Genomic DNA, 22749 nt, shown 5'->3' with positions numbered 1-22749 from the left:
ATGCTGGCCCCTGAAACAAAAAAGGGCGGCCTCTCGGTCGCCCTTCGGTTCGAAGCAAATTGATCTATCCGCCGTACAGCGTGACAAAGGCGATTACGCCTAGGCCAATGCAAAGCAGGCTGAGCAGCTTTGCCGCGAAGGACATCCGCACTCCGCTGCGAAGCCGCTCCTCGTAGAGCTCAGGAAGCGTCTTCGCCAGGCCACGCCACGACCTGTTCAACAGGTGCGCCCCGAGCCAGCCGGTAAGACTGGCCACGAACAGCAGATCGATGCGCCTTGAGGGCGGTCCTATCGCCGCTGCGATAAGGCAGGCGGCGATGCAGAGAATGGCTAGTGAGAACACCCATTCGCTGCGCCTATCCGGAAGTCCAAGCCATTGAGCGATCATCTACAAATCCTCAATTGAAACAGCCGTCACCTTGCTGCGAAGGTCATCCAGTTAACTCAGATAACGAGACGTCGAAAGCAGCATAGAAACCTATCAAGCAGCGCCGGCTTGAACGAATCGTCAGGTGCCGTGCGATGACAAGAACTTGCACATGACATAAGCATCCACCAGACCCAGCTACTGATGGCGAAGTTGCCCCGTATTGAACTGCAACACCTTCTTCTCCACAAAGTGCGAGGAGGCAACCACCAGGCAATTGCACATCACGCCCGACTCGCCCGAACACTCAGCCACCAATCATCGGGCCTGCCCATGCAACGACGTACCTCGCCAACTATCCAACCGGCGCCTGCGATCGCGGACCGCAAGTCGGACTCGCGCCAGTACGTCTCGACATAACGCCGCGATGATGCAGTGCTGCCATGTGCGGACACACTCTCGCCATCGCCATCTCTGACTGAAACGTGTAGTGGACCGCCGGTTCGGGTTGCGCCTGCAAGCCGTCGAAGCACCGTGGCGAAATCCTCGCGCGCCACATGAATCAGGCAGGCGCAGGCCCAGATGCCGTCATAGGGCGAATCGGGACGCTGGGGGTCGGCCAGGTCGTCGGTCAATGGATCCAACGGGTCGGCCTCAAAACCATTGCGGCGAAGCAGTTCGACGAAACCGTTCGAAACATCGGTGCGACGGACGTTGATTCCCCTCAGCTCAAGCGCAAGCGCATCGCGTCCGCCGCCGCTTCCGATCTCCAGCACTCTTCCGGAGCCACCCAGCGCGGTCACAAACGCATCGATTTCGATAGCGACCCATGGGGGCATGGCCGCGGCCTCGGCAGCGTACTCCGCCGCGGCCATGTCATAAGACCTCACGGTATCCCGGTCGGTACTCATCCTTAGCTCCCATGATTAAGAGAACGCGGCAGAGGAGAGGCTCATCAGCTTCTCTCACGAATTTTAAGTGTCGGCCTTGGAGGCACAGAAATGTTCATACGCGCCGCAAACAGAAAGCCCCCTCTTTCGAGGGGGCTTTTTTATTCAGAACCTGATCGACCATCAGCCGCCGGGACCCGGCACGCAAATCCAGGTCCATACCCCATTCTCTTTCACCCGCACCGCCGTCCACCCTTCCGGACAAACCGGCGCATTCGCATAAGGCTGGTGTATCCCACCACCTGCCGGGGCGACATCGCCCGCCTGCACGGCAAACACGATGGCGGCCAGCGCCAAGGCACCCAAGATCCTTTTCATTGGTGTCCCCTCTTGATGAGCAGCGCTGCGTGAGGCTCCTCCAGCCCAGGGAGCGCTGCGGTCCCGTGGGCTAAGTGGCGAAGCTAGATCAAAGGGCGTGATCGTGCAATCTTGGCGATGATGGCGTGGTCAGATTGGGGCATCTACCCGCGAAGTTCAGCGCAGACAGGGGGAAAACGGCATGTCCGAAGGCTCGCTTCATCGCAGTCGTATCGCGTCCATCGACCTCCTGCGCGGCGTCATTATCGTGATCATGGCGCTGGACCACTCGCACGATTTCTTCGGCAGCCTCACCGCGCAGCCGACCAATCTCGACACCACCACGCCCGCCCTGTTCTTCACCCGCTGGATCACGCATATCTGCGCACCGGTGTTCTTCCTGCTGGCGGGCACCAGCGCCGCGCTCACCCTGCGGCGCATGTCTAAACCCGCACTTGCTCGCTTCCTGCTTACCCGCGGGCTTTGGCTGCTGTTTCTCGATGCTGTGGTCATGCGCTTCGCGCTGCAGTTCAACGTCGATTACCACGTGACCCTGCTGGTGGTGCTGTGGGCGCTGGGCTGGGCGATGATCGTGCTGGCGGGACTGATCTGGTTGCCGCGATGGTTTATCGCCGCATTCGGCCTGGTGCTGATCGCGGGACATAATGCGCTGGATAACGTAGACGCCGCGCAGTTCGGCGCGTGGGCGCCGCTATGGCATTTCCTCCATCAACCTGGGCCCTTGTTCGCTACCAGCGACCGGCTGATCTTCGCCGCTTATGTGCTGGTGCCGTGGATCGGCGTAACAGCGATGGGTTATGTATTAGGCGCGATCTACGAATGGCCGGACCGCGCCCGACGTTCGCTGCTGCTTTGGCTGGGGATCGCACTGATCGTGGGTTTCGTCGCGCTGCGCTGGTGGAACGTCTACGGCGACCCGCTGCCCTGGAGCGCGCAGAAGACACCGCTGTTCACGCTGATGTCGTTTGTCGATACCAACAAGTACCCGCCGTCCCTGCTGTTCCTGATGATGACGCTGGGCCCGGCCCTGCTGCTTCTATGCCTGTTCGAACGCGGGGTGCCCGCCTTGCTTCGCCCGGCGCACACCATCGGCCGGGTGCCGCTGTTCTTCTACATCGTGCATTTCTATCTGATCCACGCGCTCGCGGTCGTAGCGTGCTGGATGCGCTACGGAACGGTGGCGAATATGTTCCAGTCGCCGGATATCGCGCATTTTCCGTTTACCGCGCCGCCCGGCTGGGATTTCGGATTACCGGTGGTTTATCTGGTCTGGGTGCTGGTCGTGGTGTCGCTTTATCCACTGTGCAAATGGTTTGCGGGTGTGCGGCAGCGCCATCGCTGGTGGTGGCTCAGTTATCTGTGACCCATAAAAAAGCCCGCAAAGATGCGGGCTTTTTGCAGGCCGTCGCGAATCCGCCGGAACTCAGGGATTCCGCAACTCCGCCACCTTCTTCACGTCGATGTACTTCGTCATGCCCGTCAGGCTCTTCTCGACGTCCTGATTGAGAAACAGCTCGCGCCCCGCCACCTGCCCCAGCGCCTGGAAGCCCTGCTGCATGGCCATGTCGCCCTCGTTCTTCAGCGCGGCCTTCGCCTCGTCCTTGCAGGTCTCGGTCAGCAGGCGGCTGAACAGCTGCGCCATGCGGGCATTGGCCTTGTCGACCTGGTCCTCGGACACCGAACCCATGGGCGCCACCGACGGGTGCCGCGACATCGCCGCGAACATCCACTGCACGATCACCACGTGGTCATCCATCGTGCTCTTGCCGACCAGGCATTGCGACAGTTTGTCGGTATACGGGCCGGCCTGCGCCACGCCGGACAGCAGCAAGCCTGCTGCCAGCAGCATCATTCGTAGTTTCATAAATCCCCCTGTAAGTGCTTTCCTGCTTCAAGGGCAGCCGTCCCTTCCCTTCGAGAAGTGAACCTGCCCCCGTCTCCGACGCTTCCGGGCCGTGATATCGGCCGGACTTTGTGAATCTTGCAGAACTACCGAAAGCGCAGCAAGAGCCTTCGCTGATTGCTCCTATCGTAGCCAGGCCGTTATCGCGCAAGGCCTTGCCGGGCGACTGCCCATTGGATTGAGGCGCAAGATCAAAGCGAGACTTGGCGACGGGAGGCAAAAACCTTTTGCGGAACCAGACTTTTCCTAAGAACGTGCTCAGTCCCCACCTCCAGAATTCGCCGCACCCGGAGGAAATGGCCATGCACCCGGCAATCAACGGGCGCCCCACCCAGAGCGAGCTGAGAAACCTGGCCCTGGCCATCGGCGTGGCCATGCACCTGGACGCCGCCCTGCCCCTGCTGCCGGAGCAGCACGAAGCCGCCGAGTCCCTGCGCCAGGCGCAGAAGTCGGCGATGAAGCTGGTGCGTTATCTGCGGGCCGCCTTGCCCGACAACGGCGAAGCCGGCGCCTGAACGCCGGCGCCCGCCTGCGTCATTCCGCGATACGCGTGGTCTGCACGTTGACCACGCGCCAGACCGCTCCCTCTTTCACATAAGTGTCGGTGTACCGGTAGTGCGAGCGGAACGGCTTGCCCTGGTAGGTGCCGTGCATATCGGTGCTGCCGTTGAGCAGGGCGGTGTTGCCGTAAATGCGGATGGTGAAGTCCTCGACGGTGTACGGCTCGATCACCAGGTCCGGCGAAGTGAGGTTCTGCAGGAACTGCGCCTTGTCGGCCGTGGCGCCGTCGCTGCCGATCTGGAAGAACGTCTCGGACATATTCCTTGCGATAGCCTGCCGGTCTTTCTTGACGATGGCCGTATCCCAGGCGTCGGCCTGCGCTTTCAGCTGGGCGTGAAGATCGGTGGAATCCTTGGCGATGGCGGGCATGGAGGCCAGCAGCAGGACCAGGCAGGCGGTTCTTAGGATCACCATCGGATAGCTCCCGAGCGGAAGTTCAGAGTGAGAGGACACCTTGGCGCCGCCTTCCCCTGCCGCGCCCGCCGCCGAGCTTAGTCGATCGCGGCGGGCTTCCGTTGCCGCCAAGGAAAAAGCCCGGCGCGAAGCCGGGCTTTCCGATCGGCCGGGCGGGATGCGGTGACCTATTTGCCGAAGTGCTTGCGCACCGCGGCCGCCGATACGCCGACCGCCTTCACCGCCGCTTTCAACTCCTGCTCGGTGCAGCTGAACGCCTTGCACCAATAGCGCACTTCCCAATCCTCATGCACGTTCACCCTGGCCGCATCCTGCGGGCCGCGCTTGCTCAGATCGTCAGACATGGGCTTCTCCGATCGTGGGTGGCCCTAGCGGCGCGGCGATGCGATATCGCGCGCCTAGGGCCAGGCGGAGTGTTCGCCGCCGGCCCTGCCCGTGTCTTTAGTGCAAATCCGAAAATGCATGCCGGCGGCTCGATCGAAGACATGTCGCCGCTGCAGCGGCTATCGATCGCTACGGAGTGACTTACGTAGACGGCGTAATCCCCGCTCCATACGGATTCACCGACATCGCATCGAGCTGGCCGATCATGCTGGCCGACAAGGTCGGCGTGGGATTCGCCGGCGCCTGCGAGACGCAGCCGATGGTTCCCTTCTGAGTGTTGCCGGCCTTGACCGAGGCTGCTGCGTCGGCGGCGTAGCCGGCGGCCTCCCTGGCGCAATCGGCCGCGTAACCGGCCGCCTGCCGGTTGCTTACCGTCGGCTCTCTCGCCGCCGCCGCCGCGGCCCGGCCCGCGGCGACCTGCGAGGCAGCGGCCGCGCGCTGCGCCTGCGCCGCTGCCGCTTCCGCGGCACAGGCATCGGGTTCGGACTTGGCCCGCTTGGCGGCTTCAGCGGCGATATCGGCCTCGCCAGCGGCATCCCCCAGGCCTTCGAGCACGTCTTTCTCGGCCGCGGTGCAGGGGCGGTGCTCGATCACGTCGGTGCACTCGTCCTGCTGCGCGTTCGCCGCCTGATTCGCGGCGTTGGCGGCATCGCTGGCGGCGTTCGAGCCGCTCGAACCGGATACGGAACCGACCATGGCGGACATCTCCTGATGACGGAGATTCCACCCTAGCGGCTGTGCATCGGAGGACACACTGGGGCATACCCTAGGGTCGGGCCGGCCGGCGGCGCTTAGCAGTCACCAGCAGCACTCAGAGCTGGCCTCCTGGAACGTGAGTGCGATGGGAATAGATATCGTCAGGCGAAGCTTTCGAGCCCGTATCCTGAAGCTCGTTCTCGAAGACCATCCACGATTGATTGTCGACGGAGACGGCGTACCAGTTGCCTTCGGCCGTTGGCGAAATGCCCAGAATGACGCCGCACTTTCCATCGATCACGCCGTTCTGAGGCGCCCTCGAATTCACCCTGACGATGCTGAATAGTTCCATGGTCACTTTGGGGTCGCCCTCCGCCCTATCTGGTCAATACAAACTCCGTATGAAACTTTTCAGATCGGATTTCCATTCGGGAGAGTTGGCCTTGCTGAAATAGAGACTGGACTGCTTTTGCATCGCATCTGCGCGAGAAATATCCGCCAAACGTTCCGTGCGCCTTCCAAGATGGTCGAAAAGGAAGAACACGAGATCGATGCTTTGGGCATGGTTTGCACTCAGCAACTTCCAGGTAATCTTTTCGTCCTCCACAAAGTAGAGATCTGTCTCAACGGGATATCCGGATATCGACCAGCCTGCACGCTCAAGTGCATCCTGGAGATCGATCATTCTTGCGCGCGTCATCAGCAGCTCTCTCCGAATCCTTCGACCGGCTTGTCACTACACATAGATGCAGAAATTGACGTCCTCGCCGGCGTGCAGCACGAAGGGCGGCACGTCTTCGAAGCTCGATCGGCCATCCGTTGCAGCCCCCTCTTTGGTTGCTGAAAGGCTACGGTGCCGGATAACACTTCAGAACAGGGGACTTAGGCGTCAGGCGGGCGACGCCTTGGCCATCGATCACCGCTTCCACCGCATAGACGATCACGCTGGGATCCTTTCGCAGGCTGTCCAATCCATCCGGAGGCGTTGTCTTCTCTTCGGCCTTATAGGCGGTCTCGCAATCCGGCGCCGTCGACTGGGCCAGTCCGGTGGCGCGCTTGACCAGCGCCCAGCAGCGGGCGGGTTCGCTGCGCATCGAGCAAGGGGCGACGTAGACCTTTCGATAATTCAGCAGCAGCGGGCTGTAATACCAGGGGCGTAGCTGCGGATCGCGGCGGGGCAGCATGGGCTCAATCGACGAAAGAGCATCGGCGACGTCGGCGAATACCTTTGTATTCGAGCTGTCGTATACGGCAAAACCGTCGCCACCATTGACGCCGTCATCTCCGCCAAAAAATACATAGCCCTGACGCACGCCACGGAAATGACCGCTCCAATCCCGCATATCGACAACGTGCTCACCGTCGATATTCTCCCTTCGGCAGGCTGGCTCCGCCCCGCTTGTCGAGGTGCTCACCATGGAAAGCTGGGCCGCCCCCTTGATCCCGTCCAGGCCCAATTCCTTGACCATGAGGCCTGGGTAGTACCAGCAAGAGAGCTTGGGCTGCCCCTCCTGACTGGAATCATCGGGACCGGGAGGCAGCGTGAGGTGCTGTTCGCGCAAAGGCTTGTCGAACAGTGTCGGCGCGTCGGCTGCCCCACTGCACGCACTGAAGATCAGCGACCCTACGGCCATCAGGCCAACTATCCATTTGCGCATCATGTGCATGCTCTTTTCGCGTGATGTGATCGTTCGTGCCGCCGCCGCATTGCGTAGAGCGAACCTCCGATCTGCGTGAGGCTGGTGAGATAGCCGTACCCTTCCAAATCCTCGCTCCAAAGACCTGAGCCGAGGATCCGCTCACTCTCCGGCGCCTGCCCCATCGGCAGATGATAGACGTCACCATCCTCTTCCAGAAAAACGTAAGCCGCCGATGCATTGGCGGGGTGCCATCCGGTTTGAGAAGAGGTTTCATTGATGGTGTCATCCATGTGGGATTGAAACCCCGTGGCAAGCTCCATATCAGCGATCCGTAACGACCGCTGGCGCACTCAGAAGAAAAACCGACAGATGCTCGAAGACATGCTCCATCTGAAGATGGTCGGTGAGCTGGTCGAAATCATCCCATCCGCTCGGCAACGGCAATCCAATGCCATCGATTCCGTCCACCACCACCGCACCGCCCCACGCCGTCTGCGTGGCGGAGTTTTCCAGGACGTCCCGAACCGTCATACCGGGCCATAGCTTGCCCAGATAATTGCCCTTGAATCGGCGATCGCACATCACCGAATAGATCAATCTATCTTCGCCGTAACCGATGAGGATGGTCCCGCCATCGATGGACACGACTCCGTTGCAAAGGTCGAGCGCCCGGCCATCTCCAAGGCTGGCAATGACCGCGTCGACGGATGTCCGCAGAGTGATTCCACCGAGCGACTGGCCAGCAACGATATCCGCGCTCAGTTTCATGCCACTTCCCCTGGCTGGCTCATCAAGTCGCCTCGGCGCTCTCAGTCAGCCGCAATCTCAATAAGCAGTGACCATAAAAAGCTTCCCGTCCTTGACGCCGGCTGAGATGCCTGGATAGGTCCGGGGATCGTCGTTGGGATTCCTTGGAACCGTCGACTTCCATTCGTAGAACGCATCCTCGCCCGACCCGGTCCGCTTTTCCGTGCAGCCCAGGATTTTCACCGCCTGGTCGTAACTCATGCCCTCGACGACCTTGTCCCTCTCGGCTTCGCCAAACTTGCACTTGGATGCGTTAGCGGCCTGTCCGACACTTGCGGCGAACAGGGCGCCGGCAGCGATGGCCAGACAACCTATGCTTTTCACGTTCATGCATGACTCCTGTCTTGTGATCTCGATCAGCTCGAGGCAGAAAAGGCGATGATTTCGGGCCCGAGTCTAGCTGACTTCGATCAGCTGACGGGCGCCAAACTACGTAGTTCACAGCATTTGGACTGAGTTAGATCTGACGCCGGCCGCGGCCAGCGCCGCATCAACCTTGGTGCACGTAATCCTCATACTCCCAGGCGAAATACCGCTGCAACACCGCACACGATTCTTCCCAGGTGTCCCGCGTGCATTCTTCGAGGATGTCTTCGATCGCGCGTCTGAGCAGCTTGTAGTCGAACTTGTCGACCACCAGCACACGGTGCCCGGTGATCAGGAAACCACTGCCCCGGCGACGCAGGGCCTCGGGTGTCGCCATTTTCACGTAGAAGAGATTGCTGCCCTGTTCTCCGTCGCTCATCGCGATGTCGAGATCGAGCGTGGTGTAGGTTTCCTCAAGCGTTCGGGGACGCCATTGGTCGAGTGGATCGGTCATTGCCGATGACATCTCTCGCAGGATCAGGCGCCGCCGGGTCATGCAACACCCGCGAACTTGCCGTCTTCGATGACGAAGAGGGCGCCCTTGAAGGCCGGGTGCGAGCGCTGGATCTCTTGAAGAAGATCGAGATCCGCTGAATGGAATTCGATCTCGCCGCCGGCGCCGAAGGATGGGGTGCACACCAGTGTCGCGTCCACGGGATCAATCCATAACGTCGATATGTCCATGCTTGATGATCGCCGATGCTTCATTGAAGCATCAAGCTTCGCGAAGCCAACTCGCCCAGGGCGATGGCCAGGTGCGGCTTAATGTGCAGGTAAGATGGCGTCCGCGAGAGGGGCGACAGGCCGAGCTGGGCTGATTCGGAAGCACCGCGGATTTCCCCGGCCAGGCCATGGTGTGTCGACACACAGAGGATGTGTTTGTGGACGTTTTCGATCTAACTCAAAACCCCGGCCTGATCAGTCCGGCCTATCTCTTCTTTATCGCCTTCGCGATGATCGCCCTGAGCATGGTGGGCTTCACGCTGTATCTGGCCCATCTCGGACGAAAAGGCGCCTGGTTCTACCTTCTGGTTTCCCTGGCCATCACGGTGGGCGCCTGCTGGGCGCTGCTACACGAGATCCGTCATGTCGGCGCGGTAAAGGCACGGGTTCTGAGTGGAGACTTTGCCCGCGTCGAGGGCTGCCTCGATCTGTTCCATCCGGGACTTGCCTCATCGAGCGAGTCCGATTCCGGCAGGGAGCAATGGTCCGTTGCCGGACACCTGTTCGATTACGGGCCGGATGAAGTTCGGCTTGGCTATCATGCGACCGAACCCGGAGGTGGCATTGTCCATGCGGATTCAAGAGTCCGGGTCGGTTATGTCCGCGACAACTTCTTTGCGCGCAATGACATCGTGCGGCTTGAGGTCACTCAGCATGCGTGTCCGGCGGCGCCTGACTACGCAGAGTAGGTCGCCGAATGCGTCCGCCTTGCGACCGGATGCATCCTATTTGAGGGCGAGTTTTCTTCATCCCTCACTGCGACGACGCTAGTACGTTACGCGCAGAATGGCTGGTCCCTGTGCGCGGCTGGCGGGCTAGCGGAGAGCCCCCGGCTCTCATGCGCGCAATGAGTTGGGAACGTGTCCGGCTATTCGATATAGCGCAACGAAACTTCCTCGCCGGCGGCCAACAAGGCCAACGCGTCGTCACTCTCAAGCTCGAACAATGAATACGTGACTTCGGTTCCGCTCGTGGGCCTGCCCTGATCTAGATCCAAAGGATAGGGATTGCTGACGATGGTGAGCTTTCGAATCCCGGCAAATACCCGAATGGCCGGCTCGCCATTCAAGGTGAGGCCGTCATCGACAGAAACATACGCGTCGCCGTGATCCCGTGCCTTATGCAGCGCCTCGGCGGCGGTACCTGCCTCTATCAGAACAACGTTCTCATAAGCCACGCTCGGTCCGTGAGTTACGCCGATGCGCTTGATGCCGACGATCAAGCTTGCAGCGAACCAAGTCATGGCATTCCTATCAGATCGAATCGAACGCGAGTCGCCCCTAACTGCGTCGCGGCCCCGCCAAGGCCCGCCGTATCTCTTCGAGGAAGTCCAAGACTGTCCCCTTGTAGAGCCAAATGAACCCCATCAAGAAGAAGGTGGGGAACGAAACCATGAAGTTCTCCCATCGAGCCATCCTATGCTGCATGAGTGTGTTGTAGAGAACGTACTCCCCGTCAGCGACCAGATACCCAGCTAACAGCGCGGCGACGATGGCCGCGATCCTCGACTTCGAATCACCATACCGGGCTGAAAGCAGGAGACGGATGCTAGGCGACGCAAGAAGATAGGTGCTCACTCCCATGATCAAACTGATGCCGATATCCCAATCATCGAATCGGTACCAGCGCGCGCCAGCCGTAAGAAGAACCAGGCCCAATAGCAGAGACAAGAGCTTCCATGGCCGCATCAACTCGGCCCCGAAGCCGTCGAATGCCATAAAGAACGGGAGCAATGAGGACCTAAGCAACGTCTCTGGCATGGACTCTCACTTCCGTTGACCTGGCCTTCTTTGAATAAGGTAAAGGCCGATGGACGCGCCGATGCAAAGTATGGAAATGCCGGCGAACCGAAGCATGCTCGTAGTAAAGCTGGTTGTACCGCCTGCCTCAAAGGGGGGGAAACACAGAAATACGGCGAACACATTGAACATCAGCAACAAGAATGTACTGGCTTGCGCAGCCCACCGCCTCTCTTTCCAATGACCGATCGCAAGTAAAACGCTTGCGCCGACCACCAGGAAGGCAGGCACATGCTGTCCGCCCATCAGCTGATAGAAGGCCATCCATGCACCAACGATCAGCCACACGAAGAACATCGCCCGATTAAGTACTTTTTGATATTTCATGCGCACCTCAACGTCCGTTGCAGCCACAAGCTGAAGGTGCCCCGATACTGCTCTTGGCATCCAGATTGCCCTCAATGCCGGACTTTACTTCGTCCGTAGATGGGTAGTCGTCTCGGAAAGGAGAGGATGACGGCTGGAGCGAGTTTCGAGCGATCTTGTATCCAGCGTATCCCACGGATAGCAAGGTGGCCGCGCCGGTGCCTTGTCCACCCTTCGCCTCCTGATAAGCATAGAGGTAGTGTTCGGCATTCCTGAGAGCCTCCTCCGGCGTGCCAGGATAGGGCGGACGCTTATCTCTGTTGCGGTCCTGTCTGGCGTGACTCCATGCGTCGTCACCGTACTGACCGAGATAGGTCAGAGCCAAGCATTTCCCAAAGAAGTCGAGGCCGAGTTCGTCGACAAAGCTCAGTGGGTCCCCCCCTGCATACCCAAACGTGCTTACACCCCCACCAAGACCCATGGGATCGCTTTGAACGTAACGCCCCGTGGCGGCGTCATAGTCACGCCGGATGTTTTGCGCCAACCCGCTTTCAGAATCAAAATACTGACCAGAGAAGCGCAGATTGAAGGTGTAACCAGCCGAACTGGTCGGCGGCTTTTCGCCAAACGGATTGCCCAGATAGGACCATTGCCAAAGCATCTTGCCCGAGCCGTCCGTGATGGCGCGTGGCGTATTGAGCCCATCGGCGTGGACATAGCTCACGATGCTGGTGGTGGCGTTGGCATCCAGGATGGCCACCGGCAGATCATCGAGCCAGATGTAGTCCCGGTTGGTCGTGCCGTACTCACCGAGAACTTTGCTCTCCTCATCGTAGGTGTAACGCAGATTGCTCAACGGGGCGGTGACGCTTTTGGCAACACGCTGCCCGAGGGCGTTGTAGGTGTACTGCCCCACGATCTGGCTGTTCTGCTGGACCACCACCAGGCGATTGCGGCCGTTATAACCGTAGCCGTAGGTCTGCCCGCCGGCGGCGCTGGCCGTGGTATTGCCATTCGCATCATAGGTGCGCGCGCTGCTGCCGACGGTCGCGAGCCAATGGGTGCCGCTTTGATAGGCGTAGGCGCCACTGGCCAGGCCATTGGCTGTCTTGCCGAGACGGTCTCCCGCCTTGCTATAAGTGTAGCTTTCGTTCGTCGGTCCACTCACGCCCGCCAGGCGATAAAGCGGGTCGTAGCTATAGGTTTCGGTGGCCGGGTCGGCGCCCACGGCATTGCCGACGGCGACGATATTGCCCATCGCATTGCGCGCAAAGTGCAGGTTGAGCGCCGGGCTCACCACGTCCGTCAACGCGTAGTTCGCATCAAAGCTTCGGATGACGGCTTGTCCGTTGCCCAAGGTATAGCTGATGATCGGACCAAACGGCAGATACCGGACATTGCTTACGATGCTCCCGTTGCCAGCGAGATGCGGCGCAGAGGCCGTGACCCCGCTGATGCGCCCCAGGACATCACGGGTGTACTGCACCACGGTCTTCCCCGGGGTCTGGATACTGGCCAAGCGATCGCCCTGCGTGTAGCCATAGATGCTGCTGTCGACCTGCGTGCCCTGGACTTGGCGCTTCTGCACCACGTTGCCCCGTGCGTCATAGCAGTAGATCGTGGTCACCGATTTCTCCACCAGCCGGGTCAATCGCCCCACCGGGGAGGAATTCGCACAACCGGTGGTGCCGTTAGGCTCGTCGTAGAAGTAGGCAGCGTTGAGCGTGCTGTCCGCGTAGGTGGCGGCAGTCAAACGGTCCAATGCATCGTAGGCCATCGTCCTGACGACGCCCTTGGCATCGGTGGCCTGGATGCGATTGCCGGCGACGTCATAGACATAGGTGGATGTGCCCGTATCCGGGCTGTGCACCGCCGTGGCGTTACCCAGGCCGTCGTGGTCGTAGGTCGTGTTGAGTCCATCCGGGTCACCCACGCCCTGCAAGCGGTCTGCAGCATCGTAGACGAACACGCTTTGCGTGTTCTGGGTGGCCGTGTCGCTCCCGCTGTAGTTGTCCAGGGTGCTGATCAGCCGGTTGATGCCGTCATAGCCCAGCTTGCGCTGGATGCCCAAGGCGTCGGTGCTACGCACCAGGTTGCCATTGCCGTCGTAGCTGTCCGCGTAGCCGGCATTGAATACGGCGTGGCTCAACCCATCGGTGAGTTTGGTCAGTTGTCCCAGGAGGTTATAGGTGCGCGACAGCTGCTTCTTGACGTGACCACTGCTGTCAGCCACTTGCTCGCCCGTCTTGTTGCCCGCTGCGTCCAGCGTGTACTGAAGGGTGTTGCCTTGGGCGTCGGTGATCTTCACCAAACGATGGGCAGCGTCGTAACCGTAGGTCGTCGTCACACCATCCGGGTCCGTCACGGTCTTCACCGCGCCGTAAGGCAGGTAGCTGAAGCGTGTGATCGCCCCGCCCACGCTCTGGGACGCCAGCCAGCCGCGCGCGGTGTAGGTTCGATCTGTTGCGACGCCGTTGGCGTCGACGACGCGCGTGATGCGCCCATTGGCATCGTAGGAGGCGATGGTCGTCACATGCCCCAGGGGATCCATGACAGTGTGCAAGTCGCCCTTCTCATAGCAGGCACTCCCCGGCGTGCCGCATCCGACGGCGCTGCTTGCGAGGTAGTAGCGATAGACCGTGGTCTGCGCGTGATCCGTGCGCGGTCCCGTCGCCGTCAGGAGCAGGCCGATCTCAGGGCATTGAGTGCCGTCCACCGCGTCGCAATAAGTGTAGGTCCAGCGACGCACGCCAGCTGGCACAGCGCCGGTGGTGGCACAGGTGTAGTTACCAGCTGCGGACACGTGCATATCCATCTCGCAGTGAGCCACGGTCTCGCCCAGGGTGTTGTAAGCCCAACCTTCCCCATGGAACGGCTGATTAGTGGCGTCCGCCTCAATCTTGAACAGCGGGTTGCGCAGCGTGTGGTCCCAGGCGACCCAGGCCTCGACCTGCTGATTCGGCGAGCCGGGCAACCGCACTTCAGAGACCTTCAAGCCATCCGAGCCGTAACTTGTATAAGTGAAGTTCCCTACGAAATCCGTCTGCGATGCGGGATAGCCATTCGTGTCATAAGTACGCGTTCTCCAAGACTGCCCACACGAGGGACCGCACGGCCCGCTCACAGAGGCCGTCCGCAGCACCGCCGTCGGCGATGCAAAGCTCATCGTGGCCGTGGCCCCCAGCGGATACGTCGTGGTCGACGACCCATCGGCCTGGTAGGCGATCGAAGTGGCCCCAGCGCCACCGGCAAATTGGGTGCCGGTCGCTCGGCCACTGGCGTCGTAAGTCGTGGTCTCGAACCGCGCGCCCGACTCGTCCATGATGCCGGTCAAGGCATACGGCAAATTGGCGCCGCCGGTCTGGGCCGTCTCGTTATAGAGATAACTACGCGTGGACTGGTCGGGATACTGGACCGACGTCAGCACCCCGGTCGTCGCATCGTAGGCATACGTCAGGGCCTTCCCGTCGGGCCATGTCAGTTGGTGGAGATTCCCCGCCGCATCGTAGGCAAGACCAAGCTGCCGCCCTTCCTTGTCCGTCACAGTCAGAAGGAGCCCGGGACGAGGCGCGAGCGAGGCGCTGGTCTGGGCCGTGCTGTAGGTCAGCTGCACGCCCTTCCCCGTTTCGTCCCGCACGGATTGCAACAAGCCGTCCGGCGAATAGGTTTCGAACTGCTGGAGGTTCGCGACGAACAGCGTGTACGCCGTGGCATGGCCCTGGGCATCGTCGGTTTCTGTCAGCGTGCCGGCAATGTCGGCATCCGTGGACCAGGCACCGTTGATCTGGGTGAAGATTTCCTGCTGCCCTTCCGGGCGCACGATAATCACCCGCGGCCCGGTCAGGCCGGTGGCGGCCGAACTGAACTGCGTGACGCTGAGCGAGCGCGCATACGTGTGGCGCCAATGGGGGCCCAAGACGCTGGCCGGCGTCGCGCCGTCGCTGTTGTAGAAGCGCCGGAACGTGAGCCACGGCGTGGCCGTTGCATCGTCTTCCTGGATGAACTTGTTGCCCGTTGCGGCGTTGATCGGATCGCCCACCAATGGCGTGCCTTTGATGGCGCTGCAGCTGCCGCGCGGACCACTGTTTTCCGAACCGCCGGGATATCCCAACCCAGCGTCGCAGTCAGCGCCGCTGCCCAGGTTCTTGGCGTGATCGATGGCGCTTAACGTGCCGCGGACAAAGTACAACAACAAATAGTCACGACAATCATCATCGGGATTCAGGGTGCCGACATACGCCACCAACGGGTGCATCTGGTCATAACCGACGCTGGTCCCCGGCTCCTCACTGATTTGGACTTCGTGGTAGGGATCGTAGTAGCCGCGCGACTGAGGGCAACTCGGCTTCGACGCCAGCCACGTGTCGTAGCCATAGCATATGGGCCCATACTTCTCGGCTGCCGCCTGTGCTTCCTCGATGGTGTTGAAATTAGCGCCATCCAGATTGCCTGCGCACGGACCAATCCCCCAGTGAAACCAGTAAGGGGGACCGATGTAGTAATCCTTTCCATCGCCGGGGTTGTGGTAGATCTGCGCGGTCTGCGCCGAAGCGACGCCACAGAAGAACAGCAGTAGAACGGCGAGCACGGCGGAACGCATTCTTGTCTTCCCTGAAGGTGGCCGCGTCGCATTGACGCGGCAGTCCATCAGCATTTCTCAAACGATGCGCCACCCGCATGGTGCTCAGAGGCTCGCCATCCTGTCCTTTGGGGCCACCGTTCCCAATTGGCCAAGCAGGGGGCATTCGTGTGAGTCCCTCAGACCATCAGAACTGCAGCTCAAACCCCGCACTTTTCCCGCAGCCGGTCCCGAAGCCGTTGAGCTTCCGCGCGCTGCGCCTCGCTCGCCTGCCCATTCGAAAGGATGGCTTCCAACCTGACCCGGGATTCATCCGACCCAAACGCGGGCATCGCCGGTTGCACCTGTCGTTGAAATCCATTGCCGTTCAAGGTGTCGATCACTTTCTCAATCTGGACGAGCTTGTGGTGGCACGATCGGACACATGATCGCTTCCAGATTCTGTTGCCGACTAATCTCGAAACTCCCGTCCCGATCTGGACCGCCACTCAGCGATCCACGATCGTCTGCAAATCACCATCCAAGACCACGGGCACACCGGGCCTCGCCTCAATGCGTGTCACGGCCTGGCCGTACACCACACGATAGCTCTCATCATGATCGGCATGCAGAACGAAACGGGTGAGATGCCCGGCATGCCATGCGAGATCGACCTTTGCGCCGCCACGAACACGCACGCCCAACAGGTGTCCTTCTGGCCACTCCTTGGGCAACGCCGGAAGCACCCGGATCTCGCCTTCCTTGCTTTGAATCAACATTTCGGTGATGCCGGCGACACCACCAAAATTGCCGTCGATCTGGAACGGCGGGCACGTGTCGAACATGTTGGGCAAGGTGCTGCCCGTCAGCAGCAGCTTGAGATTGGCATACGCCTGCGCCGGGTCGCGCAGCCTCGCCCAGAGCGCGATACGCCACGCCCGCGACCAGCCCGTGCCACCGTCGCCGCGGAGCTCCAGCGTCTTTCGGGCGGCGGCCGCAAGCTCAGGCGTTCGATCCACGTCGATCCCATGCCCGGGATACAGGGCATAGAGGTGCGAGACGTGCCGGTGCGTGGGTTCGGCCTCGGGGTAATCCTCGATCCACTCCTGCAACTGTCCCCGCCGGCCAATCTGCAATGGCGGAAGACGCTTCCGCGCCTGCTCCACCTGCACACGCAAGGCCTCGTCCAGATGAAGCCTGGTGGAGGCGATGACGAAGTTGTCCAGCAGCTCATCGACGAGCTCGATGTCCATCGTGCTGCCATAGGTGAGGTGATGGGGTTCGCCATGCATCAGGTACTGGTTCTCCGGTGACGTGGAAGGGCTAGTCACCAGCTTGCCGGCCAAGGGCGTTCCAGCGGGGGTCTCCACCAAGGTGTCCAGGACAAACTCGACGGCCCCTTTCATGGCGGGATAGGCATCGCGCCGCAGGAAGGCATCGTCGCCACTGAAGCTGTAGTGGCCCCACATCTGATTGGCGAGCCAAACGCCGCCCATGGGCCAGAGTCCCCACGTGCCATCCACCGGCGTGGTGGCACGCCACAGATCAGTGTTGTGGTGCAGGACCCAGCCGCGCGCGCCATAGTGCGCGCGGGCTGTCTCAGCGCCGCTCTGGCGAAGATCCCGGATCAGGTGCCACAAGGGTTCCTGGGTCTCCCACAGATCGCCGGCGTCGGCTGGCCAGTAGTTCATTTGCAGGTTGATGTTGGTGGTCCATTTGCTGCCCCACGCGGGCATCAGGTCCTCGTTCCAGATGCCTTGCAGGTTGGCGGGCTGCCCACCTTGCCGTGACGAAGCAATGAGCAGGTAGCGACCAAACGCGTAATAGAGGGCGACCAGACCCGCATCGTCATCGTGCGCAAAGTGGCGCAAGCGTTCGTCGGTGGGCCTCTGGATGGAGGCGGCCCCCAAAGAGAGCCGGGTGCGTAAGAAGAGCGCCCGGAAATCCTCGACATGACGCTGCAGCAACGTCTCGTAAGATCGCTGTGAGGCCAGGTCGATGTGCTTCTTCGCCAGGGCCAGCGCATCGCCACTGATGTCCCGATAGTTCCGGAAGCTCGTTCCGCCACTGAAAAGCACCGTGGCGGTGGTGGCACCGGAAATCTCCAGTCTCGTCCCATCCGCGCGAACGTGGCCCGTATCGACAGAGACCTTCAGCAACGCAGCAAATCGTTCACCAGGCCTGTCCCATGAGGCGATCCAGGAATACGCAGGGTTGCTCTGCGGCTGGACCTGCCCCGTCAACTCCAGCTCGTCGCCTCCCCTGCTGGTGACCTGCGTCGAACGATGCACCGACGCCAGATCGACGCCGAAGTTGAGCGCACCCGCTTTGCTTGCGGTGAGGCGGAGCACCAGGACCTGATCGGGATAGGACACGAAGACTTCTCGCCGATACCGCACATCGCCAACGGTGTATGTGGTCCGCGCGATCGCCTCCCCCAGATCCAGGCGGTGCTCATAGGCCGAAGCGTTCGCATGCCCCGGAAAGTGCAGCCGTACATCGACGAAAGGCAGATACGCTGGCAGCAAGGCGGGAGAGCCCAGCATGTCCTTGGCCACCCCCTCCGCCTTCCCGACATCACCCGCGAAGAGCAGCTTTCGGACCTCTTGCAGGTGTGCGCGCGCCTGCGGATCGGCGTAGCGATGAGGGCCCCCACCCCACAAGCTGCTCTCGTTGGTTTGGATGCGCTCGTCTTCAAGCCCGCCAAAGTCCATGGCTCCGATGCGGCCGTTGCCCAGTGGCAATGCCTCCGTCCAGGTGGCAGCTGGCTTGGTGTACCACAGTGAGGGCGGTTCACTCTGATCCTGCGCACCGGCCGCCGCGGCGGCCAACGAAAAGGCGGCCATCATCAAACCCTGGGCCAGTCGCCGCTTCACGCTTTTCAACAGTGCCATCCAGCTCAGCCTCAATGACGTCAACCCACGCAGGCGATCAGACGCGAGCGGCTTCGGCGATCAGGTGTTGAAACCCCCCGTGACATGGCAAACCGATGTCGCCCGCGATGCATTCCAACGGCCTAGTTACGTCATTCCCCCTGGGTGGATCAACGCCCCATCCAGAAGATTGGCAATTTTCATAAGCACGTTCGGCCATCTTCGCAAAGCTCAATCAACGCCTCATCCATCATGCGACGGGCACGGTCCGCCGCTCGCGCATCCGCTGTTGGAGGGCACGCCGACGAAGCGCGCAATGAGACGCGGAAACGTCATCCTCGCTGTCATCTTCCGAGTTCCTTTACACGCTTCTCCCGGCTTTCACGGTATCGGTGATAGCTAGCCGGGCGGGGAGTCATCGCCTCATCCTGTTCTGGAGCAACTCCCTCAGCGAGGTCGATCCGCTCGGGATCGACTGCATTTCCGCTTCGCCACCGCGTCACTGCAAAGGAGTGTGTTTATGCCTACGCGTATGGCTTCATTCGGTTCTCTCGCCCTGTTCTCGTTGCTGCTGTCGACCACGGCCCTGGCCGATGGCGTCGTCAGCAATGGAAGTTTCGAGCAACCCGCACTGTCTGCCGGAAGCTTCTCCTATTCACCCGCCGGCTCCAACTGGAGCTTCGGCTCCAATGGCAGCGGCGGCGCCGGCATCTCCAGCGCCAACAGCGGATTCACCGCCGGCGCTCCCGAAGTACCCCTGGGGCAGCAGGTGGCCTTCCTGCAGAACCAGGGGACGATTTCGCAGCAAGTGCCTTATGCCAGCAATGCGATCCTGACCTTCAATGCCACGCAACGAGTGAACTACGGCTCGGCACAGTCGATCCAGGTGCTGGTCAATGGCGTCGTGCAACCCATCGTGCTCGGCGGGCGCAATGGAGCGGCCACGGTCAACGCGATCACTCCGCCGGCGGATCGATACGACACGTATGCGGTCAAACTCAGCACGCCGTGCAACCCCATGGGTTGCCCGAGCACGGTCACACTGACAATTGCGGGCACCGTCTCTTCCGGCGATGCCACGGCCTTCATCGATACGGTCGACATCACCACGCCGGCCAATCACGGCTATGGCTTCTGGGATCCCTCGGCCAACCTGGCCACCTGGCGCAGCGATTACGCGACCACTACGAACGCCCCGACCTACGGCCCCTGCCTGTTTGCCAGTACCGGCGACCAGACGCAGCGCCCCTGCAAGTCGCCCAACATCAGCTATCCCAATGCCAACTGGTACAGCTCATCCGCCTATGCGGCGGGAGGGCACTTCTGGCAGCTCGCGTGGAACGACGAACCCTATAACGTGGCGAACAACCCGAGCTGCGCATCCGGCCCGCCGGATCAGAGCCTGCCGATGGTGTCGGCCTTCCGGGCGCCCGGGGCGTATCTGGGCATCCAGGCCGTCAGCGATCCGTTCGGAAACACCTACAACACCATCGGCTTCACTTACGGCACGCGGGGCAGCACGGCCAGCGGCTGCATTCCTTATCAGTCCTTCGGCGCCAACGCGCGCCATGGCAACGGCAAGCCGATCGCACTGATGGATAAGGCAGGCACCTACCGGCCGCAGCTGTCGTTCTATGCGAATGCGGCGGCGAACAACAATGCCGCCGCCATCGGTTGCGCCCGGCTGGTGCTGACGCTGGGAGGGTTCCAGGACAATATCGATCGCTTCCTTTTCGTCGATCTCGATTGCCTGAATATTTCGCCGGAACCTGCCGTGTTCTATCCAGGCATCTCGTGGAACTGGCCGATCAAGGATTCTTCGTACTATCCGGGCGCCATGTCCGCGTTCATCGGTACGACGGTCGCCAACAGCCGTTGCGGCCTGAGCCTGCCGACCATGTCGCTGACCAGTGCGGGATCCGGCGGTTTCTACAGCTTCGATCTCTACAAGCTGGTGTCCTGCGTGGCCGCCCAGGCTCCGGTGGATGCCGGTGACGGCAAGGGGCCGGTCTATCCGTGGTTCGGCCCGGCGCAGCTCAATCAATTGCCGGATCCGGTCATCGTCACCCGCGTGGAATGGGCGCTGGAATCGCAGGATGACGGAACGCATTCCAACCTGGGTGTTTCGTACAGCCGCCCGCTGGTGCAGTGAGCGCCGGCCAGGGCTGAGGAAATGATGCTCCGTGATGCCATCGAAACCTTCGATGGCATCACGCGCCTGGCGAACACCTCGGCGGCCAGGCGCGCGAGGCTTCGATCTTCTTGGAGCGAGCGCTCTGATTCAGAAGCGCACGCCGTGTTGCTCACCATTCCGCGTGGGAAAGCGACTTAAGCACGATCGAAAAAGTCGACCCGCCCCGTGTCCAGATGGTAGTAGCCGCCCACCACCTTGAGGCGTCCTTCTTCCTGCGGCCGCAGCATGATGGGATCGCTCTCCTTGCGGAGCAGCTCCACGACGCGGCGCACGTTCTGCTTCACCGCATTCTCAAGGCCATCCCCAGGCTGATTGCGCGCTTCAAGCACGGCGGGAATGATGGGCTCGATCATGTTGTCGATCGCGCCCGGGAACCGCGCGTTCTTCTCCACCACCGACATGGCCGCCTTCACCGCGCCGCAGGCTTCGTGGCCCAGCACGACCACGAGCGGGACGCCGAGCACGGCGACCGCATATTCGATGGAACCCATGGCCACGGTGTCGACCGTGTTGCCCGCGTTTCGAATGATGAAGAGCTCACCGAGGCCCCGACCGAACAACAACTCCGGGGGAACGCGGCTGTCCGAACAGGTCACGTAAGCACAGAACGGCGCCTGCCCTGCCGCCAGCGACAGGCGTCGCGCGGCACTCAGGTCCGGCACGCGCAGCTCGTCCCGCAAGAACGCATTGTTGCCTTCAATAAGAAGCGCGAGCGCCTCGTCCGGCTTCAGCGCCGATTTGCCGTCCTTGGTTGGCGCCGGTTTTACCACGGCGTTCGAAGGCACTTTGGCCAGACTGGATGAAGCGAAAATCGCACCGGCGCCCAGCATGGAGCCATGGAGAAATGTGCGGCGAGTGAATTTCAAAGGAAGACCTCTCGGTAACATGCGTTGATGATGGCACCTCGCTTCCCTTCCCCAAGCAAGCTGGCTTGGGGTCAATCTACGGCTTGCTTGCGTCACGCGTGATGTCATTCCGGGCCAATCAGATCAAATCGGCATGACTAGACCATTGCGCGCCTGGCTATGCGGTGGCGCGGGATCTCCGTGTCTTTGCGGGGCATGGAACTATGCCGCGTAGCGAGGCCCGGTCCGATACACGCAAAAGAAAAAGGCGCTTAGCTTTCGCTAAGCGCCTGTTCCAATTGGTGGGCCGTGTAAGATTCGAACTTACGACCAATTGATTAAGAGTCAACTGCTCTACCAACTGAGCTAACGGCCCTGAAACTTCAAATTTGGGGTGGACGATGGGACTCGAACCCACGACATCCGGAATCACAATCCGGTACTCTAACCAGCTGAGCTACGCCCACCATAACCTTGATATGTACTGGCGCGCCCGACAGGAATCGAACCTGCAACCGTCGGCTTAGAAGGCCGATGCTCTATCCGGTTGAGCTACAGGCGCAATGCACTCGGGTGCACAGCAACTGCTGGTCGGGGCAGAGGGATTCGAACCCACGACTTCCAGCTCCCAAAGCTGGCGCTCTACCAGGCTGAGCTATACCCCGATTTCGAACCCTCGGCTGCTTTCGCAACGCCGAAGCTTTGAAATGCTACGGGTGACGCTTCGCCCAGTCAATCCGTATCGAAGCACACCGAACACATCTTTCGTCCGGTTCCTAGGAGCGATGTTCTGCTCTTCGGATGCAAACGGTGATGCGAACATCACTGCCTGCTTTGTATGGCGCGCCCGGAGAGATTCGAACTCCCGACCACCAAGTTCGTAGCCTGGTACTCTATCCAACTGAGCTACGGGCGCGTTGTAAAACTTTTGCCATCTTCGCTTAACCACCGGAGTGGAAAGCGCCGAAGCGAGAAGCGGAATTATTCAGATTCGGGCGGTGGTCGTCAATACTTTTTTCAGTTTTTTTTCACCGGATGCCGAAGC

25 protein-coding genes and 5 tRNA genes are annotated in these 22749 nt (G+C 61.0%); 4 read left to right on the top strand and 26 right to left on the bottom strand.

What is annotated here, in order from left to right; all coding sequences use genetic code 11:
* Positions 1–64: 64 nt before the first annotated feature.
* The 3 genes from KK141_RS05885 to KK141_RS05875 all read right to left on the bottom strand — a co-directional run bounded on the left by KK141_RS05885 (position 65) and on the right by KK141_RS05875 (position 1635).
* Complete coding sequence (locus KK141_RS05885; RefSeq protein ID WP_214570253.1) at positions 65–388, bottom strand: hypothetical protein; 324 nt, start codon at positions 386–388, stop codon at positions 65–67.
* 263 nt (positions 389–651) lie between these two features.
* Positions 652–1278: a class I SAM-dependent methyltransferase gene (locus KK141_RS05880; protein WP_214570254.1), complete on the bottom strand. Its 627-nt coding sequence runs from the start codon at positions 1276–1278 to the stop codon at positions 652–654.
* Positions 1279–1440: 162 nt separating this feature from the next.
* Complete coding sequence (locus KK141_RS05875; protein WP_214570255.1) at positions 1441–1635, bottom strand: hypothetical protein; 195 nt, start codon at positions 1633–1635, stop codon at positions 1441–1443.
* 181 nt (positions 1636–1816) lie between these two features.
* Here KK141_RS05875 and KK141_RS05870 point away from each other — a divergent pair, with 181 nt between their 5' ends.
* Positions 1817–2998, top strand: coding sequence for a heparan-alpha-glucosaminide N-acetyltransferase domain-containing protein (locus tag KK141_RS05870; protein WP_214570256.1), 1182 nt, complete (start codon positions 1817–1819; stop codon positions 2996–2998).
* 60 nt (positions 2999–3058) lie between these two features.
* Here the strand turns inward: KK141_RS05870 and KK141_RS05865 are convergent, their stop codons facing one another.
* A complete protein-coding gene (locus KK141_RS05865) occupies positions 3059–3499 on the bottom strand; it encodes a hypothetical protein (RefSeq protein ID WP_214570257.1) in 441 nt (146 codons plus the stop codon).
* Positions 3500–3840: 341 nt separating this feature from the next.
* On the opposite strand from KK141_RS05865, the gene KK141_RS05860 reads away from it, so the two are divergent.
* A complete protein-coding gene (locus KK141_RS05860; protein ID WP_214570258.1) occupies positions 3841–4053 on the top strand; it encodes a hypothetical protein in 213 nt (70 codons plus the stop codon).
* 19 nt (positions 4054–4072) lie between these two features.
* On the opposite strand, the gene KK141_RS05855 is transcribed toward KK141_RS05860, so the two are convergent.
* The 11 genes from KK141_RS05855 to KK141_RS05805 form a co-directional block, all read right to left on the bottom strand.
* Entirely contained in the window at positions 4073–4513 is a 441-nt protein-coding gene (locus tag KK141_RS05855) for a nuclear transport factor 2 family protein (protein ID WP_214570259.1), read from the bottom strand.
* A 167-nt stretch (positions 4514–4680) separates the two neighbouring features.
* Positions 4681–4857, bottom strand: coding sequence for a DUF3606 domain-containing protein (locus tag KK141_RS05850; RefSeq protein WP_167257515.1), 177 nt, complete (start codon positions 4855–4857; stop codon positions 4681–4683).
* Positions 4858–5038: 181 nt separating this feature from the next.
* Positions 5039–5593: a hypothetical protein gene (locus KK141_RS05845; protein WP_214570260.1), complete on the bottom strand. Its 555-nt coding sequence runs from the start codon at positions 5591–5593 to the stop codon at positions 5039–5041.
* 115 nt (positions 5594–5708) lie between these two features.
* Positions 5709–5945, bottom strand: a complete 237-nt coding sequence (locus tag KK141_RS05840) for an Imm31 family immunity protein (protein WP_214570261.1) — start codon at positions 5943–5945, stop codon at positions 5709–5711.
* 33 nt (positions 5946–5978) lie between these two features.
* Positions 5979–6278, bottom strand: a complete 300-nt coding sequence (locus tag KK141_RS05835) for a hypothetical protein (protein WP_214570262.1) — start codon at positions 6276–6278, stop codon at positions 5979–5981.
* A 163-nt stretch (positions 6279–6441) separates the two neighbouring features.
* Entirely contained in the window at positions 6442–7254 is an 813-nt protein-coding gene (locus KK141_RS05830) for a hypothetical protein (protein WP_214570263.1), read from the bottom strand.
* Entirely contained in the window at positions 7251–7553 is a 303-nt protein-coding gene (locus tag KK141_RS05825; RefSeq protein WP_214570264.1) for a hypothetical protein, read from the bottom strand. Before KK141_RS05825 ends, KK141_RS05830 begins: the two co-directional genes overlap by 4 nt.
* A 1-nt stretch (position 7554) precedes the next feature.
* Positions 7555–8001, bottom strand: coding sequence for a hypothetical protein (locus KK141_RS05820; protein ID WP_214570265.1), 447 nt, complete (start codon positions 7999–8001; stop codon positions 7555–7557).
* 57 nt (positions 8002–8058) lie between these two features.
* A complete protein-coding gene (locus KK141_RS05815) occupies positions 8059–8370 on the bottom strand; it encodes a hypothetical protein (protein WP_214570266.1) in 312 nt (103 codons plus the stop codon).
* Between the two features lie 160 nt (positions 8371–8530).
* Positions 8531–8902, bottom strand: a complete 372-nt coding sequence (locus tag KK141_RS05810; RefSeq protein ID WP_214570267.1) for an Imm8 family immunity protein — start codon at positions 8900–8902, stop codon at positions 8531–8533.
* The gene (locus KK141_RS05805; protein ID WP_214570268.1) at positions 8899–9060 is read right to left on the bottom strand and encodes a hypothetical protein; all 162 of its coding nucleotides are present in this window, start codon (positions 9058–9060) and stop codon (positions 8899–8901) included. The genes KK141_RS05810 and KK141_RS05805 overlap by 4 nt, the downstream gene beginning before the upstream one ends.
* 227 nt (positions 9061–9287) lie before the next feature.
* On the opposite strand from KK141_RS05805, the gene KK141_RS05800 reads away from it, so the two are divergent.
* Positions 9288–9818, top strand: a complete 531-nt coding sequence (locus tag KK141_RS05800; protein ID WP_214570269.1) for a hypothetical protein — start codon at positions 9288–9290, stop codon at positions 9816–9818.
* A gap of 179 nt (positions 9819–9997) precedes the next feature.
* Here KK141_RS05800 and KK141_RS05795 read toward each other — a convergent pair whose 3' ends face one another.
* From KK141_RS05795 to KK141_RS05775, 5 genes are all read right to left on the bottom strand, one after another.
* The gene (locus KK141_RS05795; RefSeq protein ID WP_214570270.1) at positions 9998–10372 is read right to left on the bottom strand and encodes a hypothetical protein; all 375 of its coding nucleotides are present in this window, start codon (positions 10370–10372) and stop codon (positions 9998–10000) included.
* Positions 10373–10409: 37 nt separating this feature from the next.
* Complete coding sequence (locus KK141_RS05790) at positions 10410–10889, bottom strand: hypothetical protein (RefSeq protein WP_214570271.1); 480 nt, start codon at positions 10887–10889, stop codon at positions 10410–10412.
* 6 nt (positions 10890–10895) lie between these two features.
* Positions 10896–11255 (bottom strand): hypothetical protein, encoded by a 360-nt coding sequence (locus KK141_RS05785; protein WP_214570272.1) that lies wholly within the window; start codon positions 11253–11255, stop codon positions 10896–10898.
* A gap of 7 nt (positions 11256–11262) precedes the next feature.
* Positions 11263–15834: an RHS repeat-associated core domain-containing protein gene (locus KK141_RS05780; RefSeq protein ID WP_214570273.1), complete on the bottom strand. Its 4572-nt coding sequence runs from the start codon at positions 15832–15834 to the stop codon at positions 11263–11265.
* A 467-nt stretch (positions 15835–16301) separates the two neighbouring features.
* Positions 16302–18686, bottom strand: a complete 2385-nt coding sequence (locus KK141_RS05775; protein WP_214570274.1) for a glycoside hydrolase family 95 protein — start codon at positions 18684–18686, stop codon at positions 16302–16304.
* Positions 18687–19185: 499 nt separating this feature from the next.
* Between KK141_RS05775 and KK141_RS05770 the strand changes: the two genes are divergently transcribed.
* Positions 19186–20817, top strand: coding sequence for a hypothetical protein (locus tag KK141_RS05770; protein ID WP_214570275.1), 1632 nt, complete (start codon positions 19186–19188; stop codon positions 20815–20817).
* Between the two features lie 176 nt (positions 20818–20993).
* Here KK141_RS05770 and KK141_RS05765 read toward each other — a convergent pair whose 3' ends face one another.
* The 6 genes from KK141_RS05765 to KK141_RS05740 all read right to left on the bottom strand — a co-directional run bounded on the left by KK141_RS05765 (position 20994) and on the right by KK141_RS05740 (position 22620).
* Entirely contained in the window at positions 20994–21689 is a 696-nt protein-coding gene (locus KK141_RS05765) for a carbonic anhydrase (protein ID WP_214570444.1), read from the bottom strand.
* Positions 21690–22004: 315 nt separating this feature from the next.
* Positions 22005–22080: transfer RNA gene (locus KK141_RS05760), tRNA-Lys, on the bottom strand.
* Positions 22081–22094: 14 nt separating this feature from the next.
* Positions 22095–22171, bottom strand: a tRNA-His gene (locus KK141_RS05755).
* Positions 22172–22189: 18 nt separating this feature from the next.
* Positions 22190–22266: transfer RNA gene (locus KK141_RS05750), tRNA-Arg, on the bottom strand.
* Between the two features lie 26 nt (positions 22267–22292).
* Positions 22293–22369 (bottom strand) — tRNA-Pro (locus KK141_RS05745).
* 174 nt (positions 22370–22543) lie between these two features.
* Positions 22544–22620 (bottom strand) — tRNA-Arg (locus KK141_RS05740).
* Between the last annotated feature and the right edge of the window lie 129 nt (positions 22621–22749).

The sequence above is a fragment of the Dyella sp. LX-66 genome (assembly GCF_018599165.1).
Taxonomy (GTDB): Bacteria; Pseudomonadota; Gammaproteobacteria; order Xanthomonadales; family Rhodanobacteraceae; genus Dyella_D; species Dyella_D marensis.
Note: the sequence above shows the minus strand (reverse complement) of the source record. Positions and strands in the feature narration are given on the sequence as shown.